20 protein-coding genes and 1 tRNA gene are annotated in these 17657 nt (G+C 71.0%); 14 read left to right on the top strand and 7 right to left on the bottom strand.

Annotation, left to right across the window (positions count from 1 at the left end):
* The first annotated feature begins 65 nt into the window (after positions 1-65).
* The 5 genes from gap (at position 66) to RUMESO_RS12720 (ending at position 4804) form a co-directional block, all read left to right on the top strand.
* Positions 66-1088: a type I glyceraldehyde-3-phosphate dehydrogenase gene (gene gap / locus RUMESO_RS12740; protein ID WP_037280758.1), complete on the top strand. Its 1023-nt coding sequence runs from the start codon at positions 66-68 to the stop codon at positions 1086-1088.
* Between the two features lie 79 nt (positions 1089-1167).
* Positions 1168-1947, top strand: coding sequence for a nucleoside triphosphate pyrophosphohydrolase (gene mazG / locus RUMESO_RS12735; protein WP_037280756.1), 780 nt, complete (start codon positions 1168-1170; stop codon positions 1945-1947).
* A gap of 154 nt (positions 1948-2101) precedes the next feature.
* Positions 2102-3061 carry a lytic transglycosylase domain-containing protein gene (locus tag RUMESO_RS12730; RefSeq protein ID WP_051521298.1) on the top strand — a complete coding sequence of 320 codons (960 nt, stop codon included), beginning with the start codon at positions 2102-2104 and terminating at the stop codon, positions 3059-3061.
* Between the two features lie 224 nt (positions 3062-3285).
* Entirely contained in the window at positions 3286-4290 is a 1005-nt protein-coding gene (locus tag RUMESO_RS12725; RefSeq protein WP_037280754.1) for a Fe(3+) ABC transporter substrate-binding protein, read from the top strand.
* A 58-nt stretch (positions 4291-4348) separates the two neighbouring features.
* Positions 4349-4804: a hypothetical protein gene (locus RUMESO_RS12720; RefSeq protein ID WP_037280752.1), complete on the top strand. Its 456-nt coding sequence runs from the start codon at positions 4349-4351 to the stop codon at positions 4802-4804.
* A 1-nt stretch (position 4805) separates the two neighbouring features.
* On the opposite strand, the gene RUMESO_RS12715 is transcribed toward RUMESO_RS12720, so the two are convergent.
* Positions 4806-6638, bottom strand: coding sequence for an ABC-F family ATP-binding cassette domain-containing protein (locus RUMESO_RS12715; protein ID WP_037280750.1), 1833 nt, complete (start codon positions 6636-6638; stop codon positions 4806-4808).
* Between the two features lie 120 nt (positions 6639-6758).
* Between RUMESO_RS12715 and msrB the strand changes: the two genes are divergently transcribed.
* Complete coding sequence (gene msrB, locus RUMESO_RS12710; RefSeq protein ID WP_037280748.1) at positions 6759-7178, top strand: peptide-methionine (R)-S-oxide reductase MsrB; 420 nt, start codon at positions 6759-6761, stop codon at positions 7176-7178.
* A gap of 119 nt (positions 7179-7297) precedes the next feature.
* Here msrB and RUMESO_RS12705 read toward each other — a convergent pair whose 3' ends face one another.
* Positions 7298-7972 carry an outer membrane protein assembly factor BamE gene (locus tag RUMESO_RS12705; protein ID WP_245639265.1) on the bottom strand — a complete coding sequence of 225 codons (675 nt, stop codon included), beginning with the start codon at positions 7970-7972 and terminating at the stop codon, positions 7298-7300.
* Between the two features lie 84 nt (positions 7973-8056).
* On the opposite strand from RUMESO_RS12705, the gene RUMESO_RS12700 reads away from it, so the two are divergent.
* The 7 genes from RUMESO_RS12700 to RUMESO_RS12670 all read left to right on the top strand — a co-directional run bounded on the left by RUMESO_RS12700 (position 8057) and on the right by RUMESO_RS12670 (position 12288).
* Positions 8057-8599, top strand: a complete 543-nt coding sequence (locus RUMESO_RS12700) for a YceD family protein (protein WP_037280746.1) — start codon at positions 8057-8059, stop codon at positions 8597-8599.
* Positions 8600-8763: 164 nt separating this feature from the next.
* Entirely contained in the window at positions 8764-8970 is a 207-nt protein-coding gene (gene rpmF / locus RUMESO_RS12695; RefSeq protein WP_037280743.1) for a 50S ribosomal protein L32, read from the top strand.
* 23 nt (positions 8971-8993) lie between these two features.
* Positions 8994-10127 carry a phosphate acyltransferase PlsX gene (gene plsX, locus RUMESO_RS12690; protein ID WP_051521297.1) on the top strand — a complete coding sequence of 378 codons (1134 nt, stop codon included), beginning with the start codon at positions 8994-8996 and terminating at the stop codon, positions 10125-10127.
* A complete protein-coding gene (locus RUMESO_RS12685) occupies positions 10124-11092 on the top strand; it encodes a beta-ketoacyl-ACP synthase III (RefSeq protein ID WP_037280741.1) in 969 nt (322 codons plus the stop codon). The genes plsX and RUMESO_RS12685 overlap by 4 nt, the downstream gene beginning before the upstream one ends.
* A gap of 82 nt (positions 11093-11174) precedes the next feature.
* Entirely contained in the window at positions 11175-11477 is a 303-nt protein-coding gene (gene ihfA / locus RUMESO_RS12680) for an integration host factor subunit alpha (protein ID WP_037280739.1), read from the top strand.
* Positions 11461-12156, top strand: coding sequence for a MerR family transcriptional regulator (locus RUMESO_RS24295; RefSeq protein WP_037280735.1), 696 nt, complete (start codon positions 11461-11463; stop codon positions 12154-12156). The genes ihfA and RUMESO_RS24295 overlap by 17 nt, the downstream gene beginning before the upstream one ends.
* Positions 12157-12211: 55 nt before the next feature.
* Positions 12212-12288 (top strand) — tRNA-Pro (locus RUMESO_RS12670).
* A gap of 27 nt (positions 12289-12315) precedes the next feature.
* Here RUMESO_RS12670 and RUMESO_RS12665 read toward each other — a convergent pair.
* Positions 12316-12672 (bottom strand): VOC family protein, encoded by a 357-nt coding sequence (locus tag RUMESO_RS12665; RefSeq protein ID WP_037280734.1) that lies wholly within the window; start codon positions 12670-12672, stop codon positions 12316-12318.
* A gap of 140 nt (positions 12673-12812) precedes the next feature.
* Between RUMESO_RS12665 and RUMESO_RS12660 the strand changes: the two genes are divergently transcribed.
* The gene (locus tag RUMESO_RS12660) at positions 12813-13886 is read left to right on the top strand and encodes a 2'-deoxycytidine 5'-triphosphate deaminase (RefSeq protein ID WP_037280732.1); all 1074 of its coding nucleotides are present in this window, start codon (positions 12813-12815) and stop codon (positions 13884-13886) included.
* 766 nt (positions 13887-14652) lie between these two features.
* On the opposite strand, the gene scpB is transcribed toward RUMESO_RS12660, so the two are convergent.
* The 4 genes from scpB to RUMESO_RS27835 all read right to left on the bottom strand — a co-directional run.
* Positions 14653-15246 carry an SMC-Scp complex subunit ScpB gene (scpB, locus tag RUMESO_RS12655; RefSeq protein WP_051521296.1) on the bottom strand — a complete coding sequence of 198 codons (594 nt, stop codon included), beginning with the start codon at positions 15244-15246 and terminating at the stop codon, positions 14653-14655.
* Positions 15247-15415: 169 nt separating this feature from the next.
* On the bottom strand, positions 15416-16174 hold the full coding sequence (locus RUMESO_RS12650; RefSeq protein ID WP_037280730.1) for a segregation and condensation protein A: 759 nt from the start codon (positions 16172-16174) through the stop codon (positions 15416-15418).
* Positions 16174-17169, bottom strand: a complete 996-nt coding sequence (locus RUMESO_RS12645) for a glycoside hydrolase family 3 N-terminal domain-containing protein (RefSeq protein ID WP_037280728.1) — start codon at positions 17167-17169, stop codon at positions 16174-16176. The genes RUMESO_RS12650 and RUMESO_RS12645 overlap by 1 nt, the downstream gene beginning before the upstream one ends.
* Positions 17169-17657 (bottom strand): SPOR domain-containing protein (locus RUMESO_RS27835; protein ID WP_037280726.1); only part of this gene is annotated, 489 nt, incomplete at its 5' end. The genes RUMESO_RS27835 and RUMESO_RS12645, both read right to left, overlap by 1 nt.

Genomic DNA, 17657 nt, shown 5'->3' with positions numbered 1-17657 from the left:
CCGAAATCGCCATGTTGCCGCGCGACCGGTGCGCGAGGCGCGCGCCCTGAGAAGGAGAACGGACCATGGCGGTCAAGGTGGGCATCAACGGCTTTGGCCGGATCGGGCGCAACGTCCTGCGCGCCATCATCGAGTCGGGCCGCACCGACATCGAGGTCATCGCCATCAACGACCTCGGCCCCGTGGAGACCAACGCCCACCTGCTCCGTTACGACTCGGTCCACGGCAAGTTCCCGGCGACGGTGACGACCGGCGAGAACTCCATCGACGTGGGCCGCGGGCCCATGAAGGTGAGCGCCGAGCGTGATCCGGCCAAGCTGCCCTGGGGCGACGTGGACATCGCGCTCGAATGCACGGGCATCTTCACCGACGCGCAGAAGGCGGCGCTGCACCTGCAGAACGGGTCGAAGCGCGTGCTCGTGTCCGCGCCCGTCTCGGGCGAGGAATGGCAGACGGACCGCGCCGTCAAGACCATCGTCTTCGGCGTGAACGACGAGGCGCTGACCGCCGACGACCACGTCGTCTCGAACGCCTCCTGCACGACCAACTGCCTCGCGCCGGTCGCCTACGTCCTCAACGAGGCCATCGGCATCGACCACGGCTTCATGACCACGATCCACAGCTACACCGGCGACCAGCCGACGCTCGACACCATGCACAAGGACCTCTACCGCGCCCGCGCGGCGGCCCTGAGCATGATCCCGACCTCGACCGGCGCCGCCAAGGCGGTGGGCAAGGTGCTGCCCGAGCTGAACGGCAAGCTCGACGGCGTGTCGATCCGCGTGCCGACGCCGAACGTCTCGGTCGTGGACTTCAAGTTCGTCGCCAAGCGCACGACCACCATTCAGGAAGTCAACGAGGCGATCCGGGGCGCGGCGCAGGGCCGGCTGCGCGGCATCCTCGGCTTCACCGAGGATAAGCTGGTGTCGTCGGACTTCAACCACGACCCGCATTCCTCGGTCTTCCACATGGACCAGACCAAGGTCATGGAAGGCAACTTCGTCCGCGTCATGTCCTGGTACGACAACGAATGGGGCTTCTCGAACCGCATGGCGGACACCGCCGTCGCGATGGGCAAGTTCCTCTGAGCCTTCGGCCCCGCGTGGCCCCTGCGGCAGCCCCCATCGGGGGCTGTCTTGCTTTCTGCCCCTTGGATGGAGACCCGCCATGCCCTCCCCAACCGATGAGCTGAGCCGCCTCCTCGCCATCATGGCACGGCTGCGCGACCCCGAGACGGGCTGCGCCTGGGACGTGGAGCAGACCTTCGCGACCATCGCCCCCTACACGATCGAGGAGGCCTACGAGGTCGCGGACGCGATCCAGAAGGAGGACTGGGCAGGCTTGAAGGGGGAGTTGGGCGACCTGCTGCTCCAGGCGGTCTACCACGCGCAGATGGCCAAGGAAGCCGGGTATTTCGACTTCGGCGACATGGCCAAGGCGGTCTCGGACAAGATGGTGGCGCGGCATCCGCACGTCTTCGGCAGCGAGGAGGTGCGTTCGGCCGAGGAGCAGACCCGCGCCTGGGAAGCTCAGAAGGCCCGCGAGCGGGGCGGGCGGACCCTCGACGGCGTGGCGCTTGCGCTGCCGGCGCTGAAGCGGGCCGAGAAGCTGCAGGCGCGGGCCGCTCGGGTGGGGTTCGACTGGCCGGACGCGCGGCCGGTGCTCGACAAGATCGCCGAGGAGGCTCGCGAGGTCTGGGAGGCTCGGGACGAAGGCGCGGACCGGGTGGAGGAGGAGATGGGCGACCTCCTCTTCGTCTGCGCGAACCTGGCCCGATGGCTCGGCGTGGACCCGGAGGCGGCGCTGCGGCGGGCCAACGCCAAGTTCGAGCGGCGCTTCGCCATCGTGGAGGACCGCTTGAAGGAGCGCGGCCGGACCCCGGCGCAGAGCACGCTGGACGAGATGGACGCGATCTGGAACGAGGTCCGGGCGGCGGACAAGGCCTAGGATGGATCGTCGCGGCGCGCCGAAGTCCGCTCCACCTCCGATGCCATCTGGTGGGAGATCGCCGGCCTTTCCCCGGGTCATCCAGACCACAGGCCCGGGACAGGGAGCGATGCGCTTGGCGGAAGCGGTCTCCGCTTCTAGATTCAGCCCGGTGATGGTTCCTCGCGCGCTCTGCCTTGCGGCCCTGCTCTGCCTGATTGCGGTCCCTGGCCTCGGCGAAGCCGGCCAGGGGGTGACCTTGGACGAGGTCGAGGAGGTGGAGCCGGTGGCCCAGCAGGCCGCCCTCCGCCCCATGGCCCGGCCCACAGGGCAGCGCTGTGCCCGCGACGGGGCGGTCTGCATCGCCCAGATCAGCTACGACGCCGACGTCTGCCGGGCGATCGAGGACGCGGCGCGCTCCGAGGAGCTCGACCCCGGCTTCTTCGCCCGCCTCCTGTGGCGCGAGAGCCTGTTCGACGCGGGCGCGGTGAGCCCGGCCGGCGCGCAGGGCATCGCCCAGTTCATCCCCGCGACGGCCGCGCGGCGGGGGCTCGCCGACCCGTTCAATCCCGCCGAGGCGATCCTGGCCTCGGCCGACTACCTCAAGGACCTCGAACGGCAGTTCGGGAACCTGGGCCTCGCGGCGGCGGCCTACAACGCGGGCGAGGAACGGGTGGCCCGCTATCTCGCCGGTCTGAGCGGCCTGCCCGGAGAGACGCGGGCCTATGTCGTCGCCATCACCGGAGAGCCGGCCGACATTTGGCGGGACGGCCCCCTCCCCTCGCCCGACTATGCTCTCGAGCATGGGAAGCCGTTCCAGGACGCCTGCCTCGCCAAGGCGCGGAGCCGCCTCATGCCGAGCCTCGAGCCCGAGGCGCCACCCCTCCTGCCCTGGGGGGTGATCCTGGCGGCCCAGGGAAGCCGCGACGCCGCCGAGCGACAGGCGCGGCAGATGAGCGACCGGCTCGGCGACCTCGTGGCAGGCGAGCGGATCGACTACTCGCGCGGGCGCGTCCCAGGACTGGCCCAGCGGCGGCACATCGCCCAGATCGGGCGGGACACCCGGGCCGAAGCCGAGGACCTCTGCGGGCGCATCCGCGCGGAGGGGGCGGTCTGCATGGTGCTGCGGAACTAGCGGGGCTGCGAGGCCGGCGAGATGGCGTGCCGGAAAAGGGACGAGCCGCAGGACGGGTCCTCGATTGCGCGGCTTGCCTCCACCGCAGGATATGACGTGCAGGCACAGTTGCGATGTGGTCCAACTTGGGACAGCATTCCTGAGGAAATCACTCGGAAACTATTGACCCGAGAAAAACAGTCGGTTTTAAGAGACCTCGACACCTCCAACGTGACGAGGCCCTCATGACCCTTCGGACCCTTCTTCTCGCCTCGGCGGCGAGCGCCTGCGCCCTGCCGGCCCTGGCCGACGTGAACGTCTACACGACGCGCCAGCCCGAGCTGATCCAGCCGGTGGTCGACGCCTTCACGGCCAAGACGGGCATCCAGGTGAACCTCGCCTTCATCGAGGAGGGCATCGTCGAGCGCCTGGTTGCCGAGGGCGCGCGCTCGCCCGCCGACCTGGTCATGACGGTGGACATCGGGAACCTGGAGCAGATCGTGGACGCGGGCGTGATCCAGCCCGTGGACAGCGAGGTCCTGAAGGCCGCGATCCCCGAGAACCTCCGCGACCCCGAGAACCTCTGGTTCGCCCTAACCGAGCGGGCCCGCATCGTCTATGCGAGCAAGGACCGCGTGGCGCCGGGCGAGGTCACGACCTACGAGGACCTCGCGGATCCGAAGTGGCAGGGCCGCATCTGCACCCGGCCGGGGACGCACAACTACAACCTCGCCCTGCTGTCGGCCGTGATCGCGCACCATGGAGAGGATTCTGCGCGGCAGTGGGCCGAGGGGCTGAGGGCCAACCTCGCCCGCAAGCCGCAGGGCAACGACACGGCGCAGGTCCGGGCCATCTGGGCCGGCGAGTGCGACATCTCGCTCGGCAACACCTACTACATGGGCCAGATGCTCGAGGACCCGGAGCAGGCCGAATGGGCCAACTCGGTCCGCATCGAGTTCCCCAAGTTCGAGGACGGCGGCACGCACATCAACGTCTCGGGCATCGCCATGACCAAGGCGGCGCCAGACAGGGAGGAGGCGCTGCAGCTCATGGAGTTCCTCGTCTCGCCCGAGGCGCAGACGGTCTATGCCGAGGAGAACCACGAATACCCGGTGCTGCCCGGCGCCGAGATCCCGGAACTGGTGGCGTCCTGGGGGACGCTCGACGCCGACACGCTGCCCCTCGACGAGATCGCGGAGCATCGGGCCGATGCACTGCGGATCATGGAAGAGGTGAACTTCGACGGTTGATCCCGTCGCCGCGCAAAGGCAGGCTCCGGGGCGCGCCACCGCCCTGGAGCCTTTTCGCATGAGAGCCGCCCTTCTCCTCGCCCTGCTCCCCAGCGTGGGCGTGGCCGATGACCTCGCCGACACGCATTTCCGCATGAACTTCTGCTACCAGCAGACGTTCGAGGCGAGCGACCTCGCGGCGAATCCCGAGCAGAAGATCCGCCGGATCGCGGTGGGCCGGAAGCCCGTCGGCGTGACCGAGCACCTGGGCGAGGTGACGATGGAGGTGGCGGTCACGCTGCTCGACGGCGCCAGCCCGCTGGAGGGGGTGGCGCGCTGCCATCCCAACGCGGACGGCCTCACCTGCGACCTGGGCCGCGGCTCGGGTGGGTTCGAGCTGAAGGCGCAGGGGGCCGACCTGGCGCTGACGACCGCCGGGCCGGACGGGATGGTCTTCCAAGACTGGACCGACGAGGTCCGGCTCGGGTCCGAGGAAGGTGCGGACCAGTCCTTCCTGCTGCGGCGCTGCGGCTGAGTCAGGCCCCCGCCTCGGCCTTCTCCGCCAGCGTCAGCCACTCCTCCTCGGCCGACTCGAGGGCCCTCTGGCGCTGGGCCAGCATCTCGGAGGCCTTGCGGAATTTCACCGGCTCGCGGGTGAACAGGTCCGGGTCCGCCAGGAGATTGCCCAGGCGGTCGATCTCCTCGGTGAGCCGCTCGATCTCGGTGGGAAGGGCCTCGAGTCGGTGCTTCTCGGTGAAGCTGAGGCCGTTCCGGCGTGGAGCCGGCGCGGCGGCTGGAGCGAGCTTCTCGGGCGCCTTGGGGGTCGCGGGCGCAGGGGCCGCCGCACGGACGCCCAAGGGCTCGCCCCCGCGCTGCGCCATCATGTCGGTCCAGCCGCCGGCATAGGGAATAGCGCGGCCGTCGCCCTCCATGGCGATGGTCAGCGTCGCCACGCGGTCGAGGAAGTCGCGGTCGTGGCTGACGAGGATCACCGTGCCGTCGTAGTCGCCCAGCACGTCCTGAAGGAGGTCCAGCGTCTCGATGTCGAGGTCGTTGGTGGGCTCGTCAAGGACGAGGAGGTTCGAGGGCTTGGCCATGATCCGGGCGAGCAGCAGCCGCGCCTTCTCGCCGCCCGAGAGCGACTTGATGGGCGCGCGGGCCTGCGCCTCCTGGAAGAGGAAGTCCTTGAGGTAGGCCACGACGTGCTTCGGGGTTCCCCGCACCATCACCTGATCCGAGCGCCCGGCCTTGAGCGCGGGATCGGCGGCGAGCGCGTCCCAGAGCGTCATCTCGGGATCGAGGCTCGCGCGGGTCTGGTCGAGGACGGCCACCTCGAGGTTCGTGCCGTGGGTCACGGTGCCGGCGTCGGGCGCAAGTTGCCCGAGAAGGAGCCTCACCAGCGTCGTCTTGCCCGCCCCGTTGGGGCCGACGATGGCGAGGCGGTCGCCACGCATCACGGTAAGGTCGAGGTTCCTGACGATGTTGCGGCCGTCGAAGCCCTTGGTCAGCCCCTTGGCCAGGATCACGCGCTTGCCGGAGGTCGGCCCCGATTCCATGGCAAGAGCGGCCGTGCCCTGGCGACGGATCTGCTCCCGACGCTCGGTCCTCAGGGTCTCCAGCGCGCGGACGCGGCCCATGTTGCGCTTGCGGCGGGCGCTGATTCCCTCGACCGCCCACTTGGCCTCGATCTTGATCTTCTGGTCGAGCTTGTGGCGGGCGGTATCCTCCTCCTCCCAGACGCGGTCGCGCCAGGACTCGAAGTCCTGGAAGCCCCTGTCCTGCCGGCGCACGTCGCTCCGGTCGATCCAGAGCGTCGCGCGCGTGAGGTTCCGCAGGACCGCGCGGTCGTGCGAGATCAGGACATAGGCCGACTTCGTCTCGGAGAGTTGCGATTCCAGCCACTCGATGGCCGCGATGTCGAGATGGTTCGTGGGCTCGTCGAGGAGCATGAGGTCCGGCGCTTCGGCCATGAGGCGCGCCAGGGCGGCGCGGCGGCGCTCCCCCCCGGAGGCGGTCGCCGTGTCGCGGGACGGGTCGAGGCCCAGCCCCTCGGCGGCGATGGCGACGCGGTAGTCCTCGCCCGGGGGCAGGCCCGCGCTGGCGTAGTCGCCGAGCGTGGCGAAGCCGGTGAGGTCCGGATCCTGCTCCATGTAGCCCACGCGGATGCCCGGCGCGGTCGCGCGCAGCCCCCGGTCGGGCTCCACGAGGCCGGCCATGACCTTCATCAGGGTGGACTTGCCCGAGCCGTTGCGGCCCACGAGGGCGATGCGGTCGCCGTCCTGCACGGCGAGGGACAGGCCATCGAAGACGGGATCGCCGCCGAAGGTGAGGGAGATGTCGGACAGTTGGAGGAGGGGTGCGCGCGCCATGGCCGCGACCTATGGGCCGGGCCGGGCGGCGTCAACCGAGGCGCGGGGTCGTAGCGCGGCGGGCTTGGCCCATCGGGAGGCCGCGCCTACATCGGAGGCGAACGGAATGGAGGGAACGAGATGGAGAAGATCGTCAAGTCCGACGAGGAGTGGCGCCAGGAGCTCACGCCCGAGGCCTACCGCGTCACGCGCCAGCACGGGACCGAAAGGCCCTTCACCGAGCACCATTTCGCCAAGGGCCCGGGCACCTTCCACTGCGTGGCCTGCGGGCAGCCCCTCTTCGACGCGGCGACGAAGTACGAGAGCGGCTCGGGTTGGCCGTCCTTCTGGTCGCCCATCGACGGGGTGGGTGGCGAGGCCGTGGAAGAGGACGTGGACCGCTCGCACGGGATGACGCGCACCGAGGTCCATTGCGCGCGCTGCGAGGCGCATCTGGGCCACGTCTTCCCGGACGGACCGAAGCCCACGGGCCTGCGCTACTGCATCAACGGGGCGGCGCTGTCGTTCGATCAGGAGGACGAGGCGGCGCGCGGGGCCTGAACGCCTGCCCGGCCGGGGTCACTCGGCCGGGCGACTCCGCTCCTGGTCGGGACGGGTAGCCACCCAATAGGCCGCCAGCCCGACGAGGAGCCCTCCCACCGGGGTCATCAGAAGCGCGATCACCTGAAGAGCGGTCGTGGCACGAGCCTCCGAAGGTCGCGTCTCGCGATCGGATGCGGCGCAAGGGAGAGCCCGAAACGAATCCCGCTGACGACGACCGAGAGAACCCTGGGCCCTCCGTCGCTGGACAGGGCGGGAATCAGGGAGCCGAGGCAGCCCACCGCGACGGCCACCCCGCTGAGGTAGTTCGCGGAGTGCTTCGCCTGCTCGTTGCGGACGAGGCTCGCGTCACTCCTCGCCGAGGAGGCTCCCCGCGTCGAACCGGCCCACGTTGCCGAAGAGCTGGTTGATGAAGGTGCGGTCGGCGAAGACCTCGCCCGTGATGCGCGGGAGAGCTGGACCACGCGGCCGCGTTCGAGCCCGAACCTCTCGACGTTGCCGAGGCGGCCATCGGGCAGGAACGACAGCGCGAGGACCTGGCGGTTCACCTCCTCCGGGGGGAGGAAGGCGAAGTTACGGAAGCGGCTCTGGACGTAATAGAAGCTCTGGTCGCCCAGGACGCCCGTCGTGGTCGGCCGACCGAGCGAGGCGACCACGCTGTCGCGGGTGTCCACGCCAACCTGCAGCGACGACAGCGCCGTCTCCGGCGGGACGTAGCCGTGGTTGCGGTAGATCGGCGCGCAGGCGCCGAGCAGCAGCGACACGGCCACCACGCCGGCCAGACCCTTCCGCATCGCCGCCCCCTTGCCTTGTCCTTTTCCGCTTCATATCGCGGCTTAGGGCATGGAGCGAGCCCCTTCAAGGACAAGGAGGCCCCCTTGAGCGACGCGACCCGACTTCCCCGTCACATCCTCCGCCTCGCCGACCCCGGCCAGAGGCAGGCGACCCGCTTCGACCTCGCCCCGGAGGCCGAGGAGCGGGAGGCCATCGCCGCCGATCTCGGCGTCCCTGCCGTGAGGAAGCTCCGTTTCGAGGGCTGGCTGCGGCCCGAAGGGCGCAGGGACTGGCGACTGGAGGGCCAGCTCGGCGCGACGGTGGTGCAGGAGAGCGTGGTCTCGCTCGAGCCCGTCACGACCCGGATCGACGAGAGGGTGGAGCGCCGCTACCTGGCCGACTTCGTCGAGCCGGAGCCGGGCGAATCCGAGATGCCCGAGGACGACTCGGTCGAGGAGCTCCCCGCGAGCCTGGACCTCGTGGGCGTGATGCTGGAGGCGCTCGCGCTCGCCCTGCCCCCCTATCCCCGCGCCGAGGGCGAGGAGCTGGGCGAGATCGTCGTGACCGAGCCGGGCGCCGAGCCGCTGACCGAGGAGAAGGCCAAGCCCTTCGCCGCCCTGAGGGACGCGCTCAAGCCCAAGGAGTAGGTCACCCCCACCCTTGCGGCGCCCGCGAAATCCGCTATGTTCGCGGCCTTCCGTCGAGGCTCGACATTCCGGCGGGGAGGCCGTATTGCCGCCCCCGGACCCGCGAGCTTTCGCGAAACTTTCATATCGGGCCATGCGCCCCTGAGACGAACCGAGGTTGTGACATGGCCGTCCCGCAGAACAAAGTCTCCAAGTCGCGCCGCAACCAGCGCCGCGCCCACGATTTCCTCGTTGCCGCCAACCCCAACGAGTGCAGCAACTGCGGCGAACTGAAGCGTCCGCATCACGTCTGCCCGACCTGCGGCCACTACGACTCCAAGGAGATCGTCCCGCCGCACGCCGTCGCCGAGATCGACGAGGACGCGGCCTGAACGGCTGACCGCGTCACCCGTCGATGACCGACAGCCGTCCGTCCATCGGGAGCGCCCCGGCCCAGGCCGACGGCGTCGTCATTTCCCTGGACGCGATGGGGGGCGACAAGGGGCCGCAGGTCGTCGTCGCGGGGCTCGAGGCCTTCCTGGCCGAGACGCCGGGGGCCCGCGTCCTGCTGCACGGGCCTGAGCAGGTTCTGACTCCGCTCGTCCGGAAGCTGGGGGATCGCGTGCGCATCGTCCATGCGCCCGGGGCGGTCGCGATGACCGACAAGCCGTCGCAGGTGATGCGGACCGGCAAGGACACGTCCATGTGGTCCGCCGTCGACGTCGTGCGCGACGGTCGGGCCCAGGCGGTCGTTTCCTGCGGGAACACCGGCGCTCTCATGGCGGTGTCGATGCTGCGGCTCCGCAAGGTGCCGGGCGTCAACCGGCCCGCCATCGCCTGCCTCTGGCCCTCGCGCAACCCGACCCGGTTCAACGTCATGCTCGACGTGGGCGCCGATATCCGCGCGGACGCGGAGGATCTCCTCGTCTATGCGCTGATGGGCACCTCTTACGCGCGGCAGGGCCTCGGCATCGCGCGTCCGCGCGTGGGGCTCCTCAACGTCGGGACCGAGGAGCACAAGGGACGGCAGGAGCTCAAGGACGCGCTCGAGCTCATGCAGGAGGCCGCGCCCAAGGGCGAGTTCGACTTCGTGGGCTTCGTGGAGGGGAGCGACATTCCCTCGAACCGCGTGGACGTGATCGTGACCGACGGCTTCACCGGCAACGTCGCCCTCAAGACCGGCGAGGGGACCGCGACGCTGATAGCGGGCCTCCTGCGCGAGGCGCTGAACCTCGGGCCGCTGTCGAAGATCGGCGCGCTCTTCTCCATGCGGGCGCCGGACCGGCTGCGGCTGCGGATCGACCCGCGCCGGGTGAACGGGGGCGTCTTCCTCGGGCTCAACGGCACCGTCATCAAGAGCCACGGCTCGGCCGACGCGACCGGGGTGGCGGCGGCCTTGACGCTCGCCCACCGGCTGGCGACGGCGGGCTTCGCGGGGCGGCTTGCGGCACGGGTTGCGTCGGCGGTCGCGCTCGCTCAGGATAACGGGACGGACGGGGGGGCAACCCCCGCCACCGGCGTCGAGGCGCCTCAGGAGCAGCAGAGATGACCATCAGGGCCGTGGTGACGGGCGTCGGGCATTACCTGCCTGACCGGGTGGTGCCGAACGCCGAGTTCGAGGCGACGCTCGACACCTCGGACGAGTGGATCCGCGAGCGGACGGGGATCGAGCGGCGGCACTTCGCGGCGCCCGGGCAGACGACCTCGGACATGGCAACGCGCGCCGCGCGCGCGGCGCTGGCTATGGCGGGACGCGAGCCTTCCAAGGTGGATGCCATCGTGCTCGCCACCTCCACCCCGGACCTCACCTTCCCCTCGGCCGCGACGATGGTGCAGAGGGCGCTCGGCATGACCGGGGGATTCGCCTTCGACCTGCAGGCCGTCTGCGCGGGGTTCGTCTATGCGCTGACCACCGCGAACGCGCTGATCGTGGCGGGGCAGGCCCGGCGCGTTCTGGTGATCGGGGCCGAGACCTTCTCCAAGATCCTCGACTGGACCGACCGGACCACCTGCGTCCTCTTCGGCGACGGTGCGGGCGCCGTGCTCCTCGAATGGCAGGAGTCCGACGGAACGGCCGCCCGTGGCGTCCTGGCGACCGACCTCCATTCGGACGGGACCTTCAAGGACCTCCTTTACGTGGACGGCGGCATCTCCACCGGCACGCAGGGCGTGCTCCGGATGGAGGGCAAGGAGGTCTTCCGCCACGCCGTCGGCAAGCTCGCCCAGACGGCCGAGTCCGCTCTCGAACGGGCGGGGCTGACCGGCGAAGACGTGGACTGGATCGTTCCGCACCAGGCGAACCTTCGGATCATCAAGGCGACCGCCCAGAAGATGGGCGTGCCCATGGACCGGGTCGTCGTGACCGTGCAGGACCACGGCAACACCTCGGCGGCGTCGATCCCCCTCGCCCTCTCGGTGGGGGTCGAGCGGGGGCAGATCAAGCGGGGCGACCTCGTGGTGATGGAGGCGATCGGCGGCGGGCTCGCCTGGGGGTCGGTCGTCGTGCGGTGGTGAGCCACCGACGATCACGGAGGCGCGATTGACCGCGTGAGTCCCCTGCCGTAGTCTGGGCGGCACATTGTGGGGGGCTTTCAGAATGTCGGACAAGACCTTGACGCGCATGGACTTGGCCGACGCGGTTCACCGCGAGGTCGGGCTGTCCCGCAACGACTCCGCCACGCTGGTGGAATCCGTGCTGAACCACATCTCGGACGCGCTGGTGCGGGGGGAGACAGTCAAGATCTCCTCCTTCGGGACCTTCTCGGTCCGGGAGAAGGCCGCCCGCGTCGGCCGCAACCCCAAGACCGGGGAGGAGGTGCCGATCCATCCCCGGCGCGTGCTGACCTTCCGATCCTCGCACCTGATGAAGAACCGGATCGCCCATGGCAACCGGGGCTGAGGCCGTGGGCAAGTCCCCCGACGCGTTCCGCACCATCAGCGAGGTGGCGGCCTTCCTCGAGACGCCGGCCCATGTGCTGCGCTTCTGGGAGTCCAAGTTCCCGCAGATCAAGCCCGTGAAGCGGGCCGGCGGGCGGCGCTACTACCGCCCGGACGACATCGCGCTCCTGTCGGGGATCAAGGTCCTGCTGCACGAGCAGGGCATGACCATCCGGGGCGTCCAGAAGCTGCTCAAGGAAAAGGGCCCGCGGCACGTCGCCACGCTCTCCGCCCTGCCCTGGGAAGGGACGGAGGAGGCCACGGAGGAGGCTCCTGTCGCCGTGATCGTCGGGCCCTGGCCCCGGGCCGGGGAGGAGGAGCCTGCTGACGCGGAGGCGGGCGAGCTCGACATAGATGAGGAATCGGTCGGGTTCACGTTGGAGGCGGAGTGCGAGCCGGACCCCGCGCCCGGCCCCGCCCCCGAGGCGACGCCGGTCGCCGCCCCGGTGAGCGAGTTCCTGGCGGGGACGCTGGATCGCCTGAGGGCCCCGGTCCGCGCCTCCGGAGAGGGTTCGTTGGCTCGCCTTCGCGAGGCGTTGGCCGGGGCCGACCGGGACCGGCTGCGGGCCGAGGCCGCGCGCCTGGCCCCTCTCGTGCGTCGGCTCGCGGAGTTGCGCGAGGGGGCGTCACCGTCGCGCTGAGGGGTGGCTTTTGCCCTTGCCCCCGCCGCCTGAATCGGTAAGAAGGCGCCCGTGTCGGGCTATAGCGCAGTCTGGTAGCGCGTCCGTCTGGGGGGCGGGAGGTCGCAGGTTCAAGTCCTGCTAGCCCGACCATCATCCACCCCCCCGAAGCTTCCGAGATCATCCGACCCTGACCGCGTGGAGAGCCAGCGGACGGCCCTCGTCGTCCTTGAAGAACGCCATCCATTCCTCCGAACCGTCGGCGTGGCGGTGGACGACCTGCGGGGCCTGGAGGAAGGTCACTCCCCTCGCCGCCAATCCGTCATGCGCGGCGGCAATATCAGGGACGCGGAGGTAGAGGAGGTCGGCCTCGTCGCGCGCTCCGGTCTCGCGCAGCATCAGGCGCGTGCCGCCCAGGTCGAGGAAGGCAAGGCCCGGGAAGGCGTAGAGCTCCCTGATCCCCAAAGTGTCGCGCCAGAAGGCGCGGGCCCGGTCGAGCGATTCGACGCGGCGGGCGATCTGGCTGAGCTGGTCCATGGGCTCCCTCCCCTGCTGCTCCTATCCCACACCGTCGAGCCCCTTCCACGCAACTGTCCGGCCAGACGTCCGGCCGGCCTTGACTCGGCGGCACGTCGGGCGTCGTCGTGGAGGCCGTCGAGCCAAGAGGAGATGCGTCGTTGGGTGTTCTGCCGAGCCAGCGGCTCCGTGGGCTGATCGCCGAGGGAGGGATCGCGGCCGCAGAGCCGGTGCTGCCGGCGCAGGTGCAGCCGGCCTCGCTGGATCTGCGGCTCGGGCGCTTCGCGGTTCGGGTGCGGGCGTCGTTCCTGGCCGGAGAGGGGAGGACGGTCGAGGAGCGGCTCGGGGCCTTCGAGATGCACCGCTTCCGCCTGGACGACGGGGCGGTGCTGGAGAAGGGCTGCGTCTACCTCGTGCCGCTGATGGAGGAGCTTGCGTTGCCCGGGGGGCTGGAGGGGGTCGCGAACGCCAAGAGCTCGACGGGGCGGCTCGACCTGCTGACGCGGACGATCTGCGACGGAGGGACGGAGTTCGACCACGTGCCCCAGGGGTATCGCGGGCCGCTCTGGGCGGAGATCTGCCCCCGGTCGTTCAGCGTGCTGGTGCGACCGGGAATGCGGCTGAACCAGCTCCGGCTGCGGGAGGGGGAGGCGCGGCTCTCGGACGAGGAGCTGCGGGAGCTGCAGGGGCGGGTGCCGCTGGTGCAGGGAGCGGAGGCGGCGATCGACGACGGGCTCGCGTTCTCGGTGGACCTCAAGGGGCCGGGACGCGTGGGGTGGCGGGCCAAGCCGCATACCGGGGTGATCGACCTCGACCGGATCGGGCATTACGACCCCCGTGCCTTCTGGGAGGAGATCGTCGCGGAAGACGAGCGGATCATCCTCGATCCGGGGGCCTTCTACATCCTGATGAGCCGCGAGGCGGTGACGATCCCGCCGGACCATGCGGCGGAGATGGCGCCGTATCTGGCCATGGTGGGCGAGTTCCGGGTGCATTACGCCGGGTTCTTCGATCCGGGCTTCGGGCATGGGACGGCCGGGACGGGCTCGCGCGAGGTGCTGGAGGTGCGGTGCCATGAGGCGCCGTTTGCCTTGGAGCATGGGCAGGTGGTGGGGCGGCTGCTCTACGAGCGGATGGCGGAGGTGCCGGACCAGCTCTACGGGCGGGGAATCGCGAGCAACTACCAGGGACAGGGGCTGAAGCTGGCGAAGCATTTCGCGGAGGTCGGGGCCTAGGGCGCGGTGGCTTGCGCTTCGGCCCGGGGTGGTTCGGGCCAGGGGGTTCCTACGAATGCTTCAATCCCGCGGGGCCTCCGGGTTGCCTCGTCCGCCCCGGCGCGAGGGGGTTTTCGGGACCTATCCGGACCGCCTCTTCAGCGGGCTTGAGTCTATGGGGGACGCGGGGAGGATCTCCCGTTCCCGGTATGTGGGCCCCTCTCCGGGGCCGGCTCTGCGCGGACAGGTCCGTGCGACGTAGTTCCATTCACCTCTCTTTGGCCCGCTCTTCGGGGGTGCTGTCCCACAGCCGGCACCCGGGGCGTAGCGCCCTGGCCGTCGGGACGGGCCTGATTCGTTGCGTTGCGCCCAGAGTGCCCGCGCCGGGTTAACGAGTGGTAAACGTGGCGTTCGGTGGGGGGTGGGGCGACGCAACACCTGGGGCGCAAGTCTCTGATTGGACAAAGGGAGTTCCCACGCATGGGTGTTGCGTCGCCCCAGGCGGGCAAGGTCCCGCGCGCCCCGTCAGCCACCCGAATCAGGGCAGTCGCAGGCCACCGGCGCGGCGCGTGCGAGCACGCACCCCATGGGGCAGCCTTCTGGCGCTGCGCCCGGCCCATTCGTCGCATGGGGACGCGGCACCACCCGTCCTGTTGGGAACGCGTGGCGCGATGGCGGGTGGCGCACGGTGAGGTGGAGCGCCACCCCACGCGACGGAGCCGGTGTGCCTCCTGTTCCGCAACTGGTGGTGCGTCTTGCGATGGCGGGGACACGCGCGGTGCCCGATTCACGGCTCCGGGTCGGGGAGCGGCAGGTTCTCCTGAACCGTAGGCTCGCCCAGGAAGCCGGCGGCGCGGAGGTCGGCGAGGCTGGGGAGGTCGGCGGCGCTTTCGAGGGCGAAGTGGTCGAGGAAGGCGTCCGTGGTGACGTAGGTCGCCGGACGGCCGGGGGTCTCCCGCCGGCGGCCGAGGCGGACCCAGCCGAGCTCAAGGAGCTGGTCGAGGGTGCCCTTGGAGACCGAGACGCCCCGGATCTCCTCGATCTCGGTGCGGGTGACAGGGCCGTGATACGCGACGATGGCCAGGGTCTCGATGCCGGCGCGGGAGAGCTTGCGGGTCTCAACCACCTCGCGGGAGAGGAGGAAGCGCAGGTCCGGCGCGGTGCGGAAGGCCCAGGCGCCCCCGGAGCGGACGAGGTTGACCCCCCTGCCCTCGTAAAGGCGCTGCAGGCGGGCCAGCGCGGCGCGGGGATCGCAGCCGGGGGGGAGGCGCTCGGCGAGCTTGGCGGTGGGGAGCGGCTCGGGGGAGGCGAAGAGGAGCGCCTCGACCATGCGCTCCTGCTCCTCGGGGGTGGGGACGTCGAAGGGGGGCTCGGCGGTCATGGGCCGACGAGGAGGAATTCGGGCCGTCGGGATGGGACGCGGCGCGTGGGACAGGCCGTAGGTCGGGCTTCAGCCCGCCACGCCGGAATGGCAGGCGCTACGCGAGTGGATGAGGGAACATGGCGGGCTGAAGCCCGCCCTACGAGGTCGCACGCCCGGGGCTTCGCGCTCATGCCGGAGCCCTCGCGCGCAGGTGGATCGGGGCGAAGGGGCCGTCCTGGCGGATGTCGGCGAGGCCCTCGCGCACCAGCTCCAGCGCGGCGGCGAAGGTGGCGGCGGTGGCGGCGCGGCGGCGGGGGCCGTCGGTCCAGCCGGGGGGGAGCCAGTCGCTCAAGGACGCCCAGTCGGCCCAGTCGCCGATCAGGGGGCGGAGACGGTCGAGCGCCTCCTCCATGGTGTAGACGCCGACGCGGTCCATGGCGAAGGGGCGGAACTCGTCGCGGGTGCGCAGGCGCGCGTAGGCGGAGAGGAGGTCGTAGAGGCTCGCGGTGAGGCGGGTGACGCGGGTCTCCTCCATCGCCTCGACCTCCCCGCGCGGGAAGACGTCGCGGTTCAGGCGGGGGCGGTCCATGAGGGCCTGGGCGGCCTCGCGCATGGCTTCGAGGCGGGCGAGGCGGAAGGCGAGGTCGCGGGCGAGGTCCTCGGCCTCGGGCTCCTCCTCCGGGTCGGGAGGAAGGAGAAGGCGGGACTTCAGGTAGGCGAGCCAGGCGGCCATCACGAGGTAGTCGGCGGCGAGGTCGATGCGGGCGCGCGCGGCGCTCTCGATGAAGGCGAGGTACTGCTGGGCGAGGGCGAGGATGCTGATCTCGCGCAGGTCCACCTTCTGCTGGCGGGCGAGCGTGAGGAGGAGGTCGAGCGGCCCCTCGAACCCGCCCACGTCCACGATGAGCGCGTCCGGGACGGGGATCCGGAGCGAGCCGCCGTCCATCAGGCCCCTTCGGGGAGGAGCTCGTGCAGCTCCTCGGCGAGCGCGGCGATGTCCACGGGCTCGGGCGGGCGGCGGAGGGCCAGGGCGCGGACGGCGCGTTCGAGGGCGGGGCCTTCGAGGGGGTGGCAAGCGGAGACGGTTCCGACGAGGTCCGGGCGCTCGCCCTTGCAGTAGAGGACGAGGTCCACGCCGGCGGCGAGGGAGGCGGCGGCGCGCTCGGCCATGGTGCCGGTGAGGGCCTCCATGCCGATGTCGTCGGTCATCAGGAGGCCGTCGAAGCCGATCTCCTCGCGGATCATGCGGATCGCGACGGGGGAGGTCGTGCAGGGGCGGTCGGGGTCCACCGCATCGAAGACGATATGAGCGGTCATGCCGAGGGGCAGGTCGCGCAGCGCGCGGAAGGGGGCGAAGTCGCGGGACTGGAGCACCTCGCGCCCGACGGAGACGCGGGGGAGGTCGAGGTGGCTGTCCACGCGGGCGCGGCCATAGCCGGGGATGTGCTTGAGGACGGGGAGGACGCCGCCCGCGAGGTGCGCTTGGGCACAGGCGCGGGCGGCGGTCACCACGGTCGGGATGTCGGCGCCGTAGAGGCGGTTCCTGAGGATCGGGTGGGTCCCATCCTCCACGAGGTCGGCCAGAGGGACGCAGTTCACGTCGATGCCGACGTCCTGCAGCTCGGCGGCGATGAGGCGGTTCCTCACCCACTGGGCGCGGAGGGGCTCGGTCGCGCGCTCCATCTGCGTCAGGGCGGGGAGGTATTCGCGCCAGAAGGGGGGGCGCATCCGCTGCACGCGGCCCCCCTCCTGGTCGATCAGGATGGGGGCGTCGCGGCCGACGGTGTCGCGAAGCTCCGCCGTCAGGCGGCGGAGCTGGTCGGGGTCCTCGACGTTGCGGGCGAAGAGGATGAAGCCCCAGGGATCGGCGTCGCGCAGGAACCCGCGCTCCCAGGCGTCGAGGGAGGTGCCGGAGACGCCGAGGATCGCGGAGAGCGGCATCAGTCCACCGTCACGGGGATGCAGTCCGCGCCCTCGGCCGTCAGGGCGGCGCAGAGGCGGCGGGCGTCGGCGCGGTCCTCGAAGCCCTCGGCGCGGAGGCGGTAGAAGGTGCGGCCGCCGCTCTGGGTCTCCTGGATGACGCGCTCCCTGGAGCCCAGGAACTCGCCGAACTTGCCCTGGAGGCGTGTCCATTCGGAGGCGGCGATCTCGGCCGAGTCGAAGGCGCCGAGCTGGACGAGGTGCGTGCCGGCGGGGAGGCTCGCGGTGACGGCGACGGAGGTCGACTCCTCGGCGGCGGGGGTCGATTCGGCGGGGGTCGCTTCGGCGGGGGTCGCTTCGGCGGGGGTCGCTTCGGCGACGACGGCGGGACCGGATTCGGCTGGCGCGGCGGCCCGGGCGGGGCGCAGGTGCGGACGCGGGGCGGCGACGACGCCGGCCACGCTGGCGGGGATCGGCGCGGGCGCGGCTTCGGCACCGGGAGCGGCGGC

This window comes from Rubellimicrobium mesophilum DSM 19309, assembly GCF_000600335.2.
GTDB lineage: Bacteria > Pseudomonadota > Alphaproteobacteria > Rhodobacterales > Rhodobacteraceae > Rubellimicrobium > Rubellimicrobium mesophilum.
This window is presented reverse-complemented; position numbering and strand designations above follow the sequence as displayed.

What these genes read in the sequence shown, in the direction of transcription:
- msrB (WP_037280748.1), top strand. Translation starts at nt 6,759, where the DNA reads ATGGAGAAGATCGTCAAGTCCGACGAGGAGTGGCGCCAGGAGCTCACG.
- gap (WP_037280758.1), top strand. Translation starts at nt 66, where the DNA reads ATGGCGGTCAAGGTGGGCATCAACGGCTTTGGCCGGATCGGGCGCAAC.
- ihfA (WP_037280739.1), top strand. Translation starts at nt 11,175, where the DNA reads ATGTCGGACAAGACCTTGACGCGCATGGACTTGGCCGACGCGGTTCAC.
- RUMESO_RS12705 (WP_245639265.1), bottom strand. Translation starts at nt 7,972, where the DNA reads ATGCGGAAGGGTCTGGCCGGCGTGGTGGCCGTGTCGCTGCTGCTCGGC.
- RUMESO_RS12720 (WP_037280752.1), top strand. Translation starts at nt 4,349, where the DNA reads ATGAGAGCCGCCCTTCTCCTCGCCCTGCTCCCCAGCGTGGGCGTGGCC.
- RUMESO_RS12725 (WP_037280754.1), top strand. Translation starts at nt 3,286, where the DNA reads ATGACCCTTCGGACCCTTCTTCTCGCCTCGGCGGCGAGCGCCTGCGCC.
- RUMESO_RS24295 (WP_037280735.1), top strand. Translation starts at nt 11,461, where the DNA reads ATGGCAACCGGGGCTGAGGCCGTGGGCAAGTCCCCCGACGCGTTCCGC.
- RUMESO_RS12665 (WP_037280734.1), bottom strand. Translation starts at nt 12,672, where the DNA reads ATGGACCAGCTCAGCCAGATCGCCCGCCGCGTCGAATCGCTCGACCGG.
- plsX (WP_051521297.1), top strand. Translation starts at nt 8,994, where the DNA reads ATGACCGACAGCCGTCCGTCCATCGGGAGCGCCCCGGCCCAGGCCGAC.
- RUMESO_RS12685 (WP_037280741.1), top strand. Translation starts at nt 10,124, where the DNA reads ATGACCATCAGGGCCGTGGTGACGGGCGTCGGGCATTACCTGCCTGAC.
- RUMESO_RS12650 (WP_037280730.1), bottom strand. Translation starts at nt 16,174, where the DNA reads ATGGACGGCGGCTCGCTCCGGATCCCCGTCCCGGACGCGCTCATCGTG.
- mazG (WP_037280756.1), top strand. Translation starts at nt 1,168, where the DNA reads ATGCCCTCCCCAACCGATGAGCTGAGCCGCCTCCTCGCCATCATGGCA.
- RUMESO_RS12730 (WP_051521298.1), top strand. Translation starts at nt 2,102, where the DNA reads ATGGTTCCTCGCGCGCTCTGCCTTGCGGCCCTGCTCTGCCTGATTGCG.
- RUMESO_RS12645 (WP_037280728.1), bottom strand. Translation starts at nt 17,169, where the DNA reads ATGCCGCTCTCCGCGATCCTCGGCGTCTCCGGCACCTCCCTCGACGCC.
- scpB (WP_051521296.1), bottom strand. Translation starts at nt 15,246, where the DNA reads ATGACCGCCGAGCCCCCCTTCGACGTCCCCACCCCCGAGGAGCAGGAG.
- rpmF (WP_037280743.1), top strand. Translation starts at nt 8,764, where the DNA reads ATGGCCGTCCCGCAGAACAAAGTCTCCAAGTCGCGCCGCAACCAGCGC.
- RUMESO_RS12715 (WP_037280750.1), bottom strand. Translation starts at nt 6,638, where the DNA reads ATGGCGCGCGCACCCCTCCTCCAACTGTCCGACATCTCCCTCACCTTC.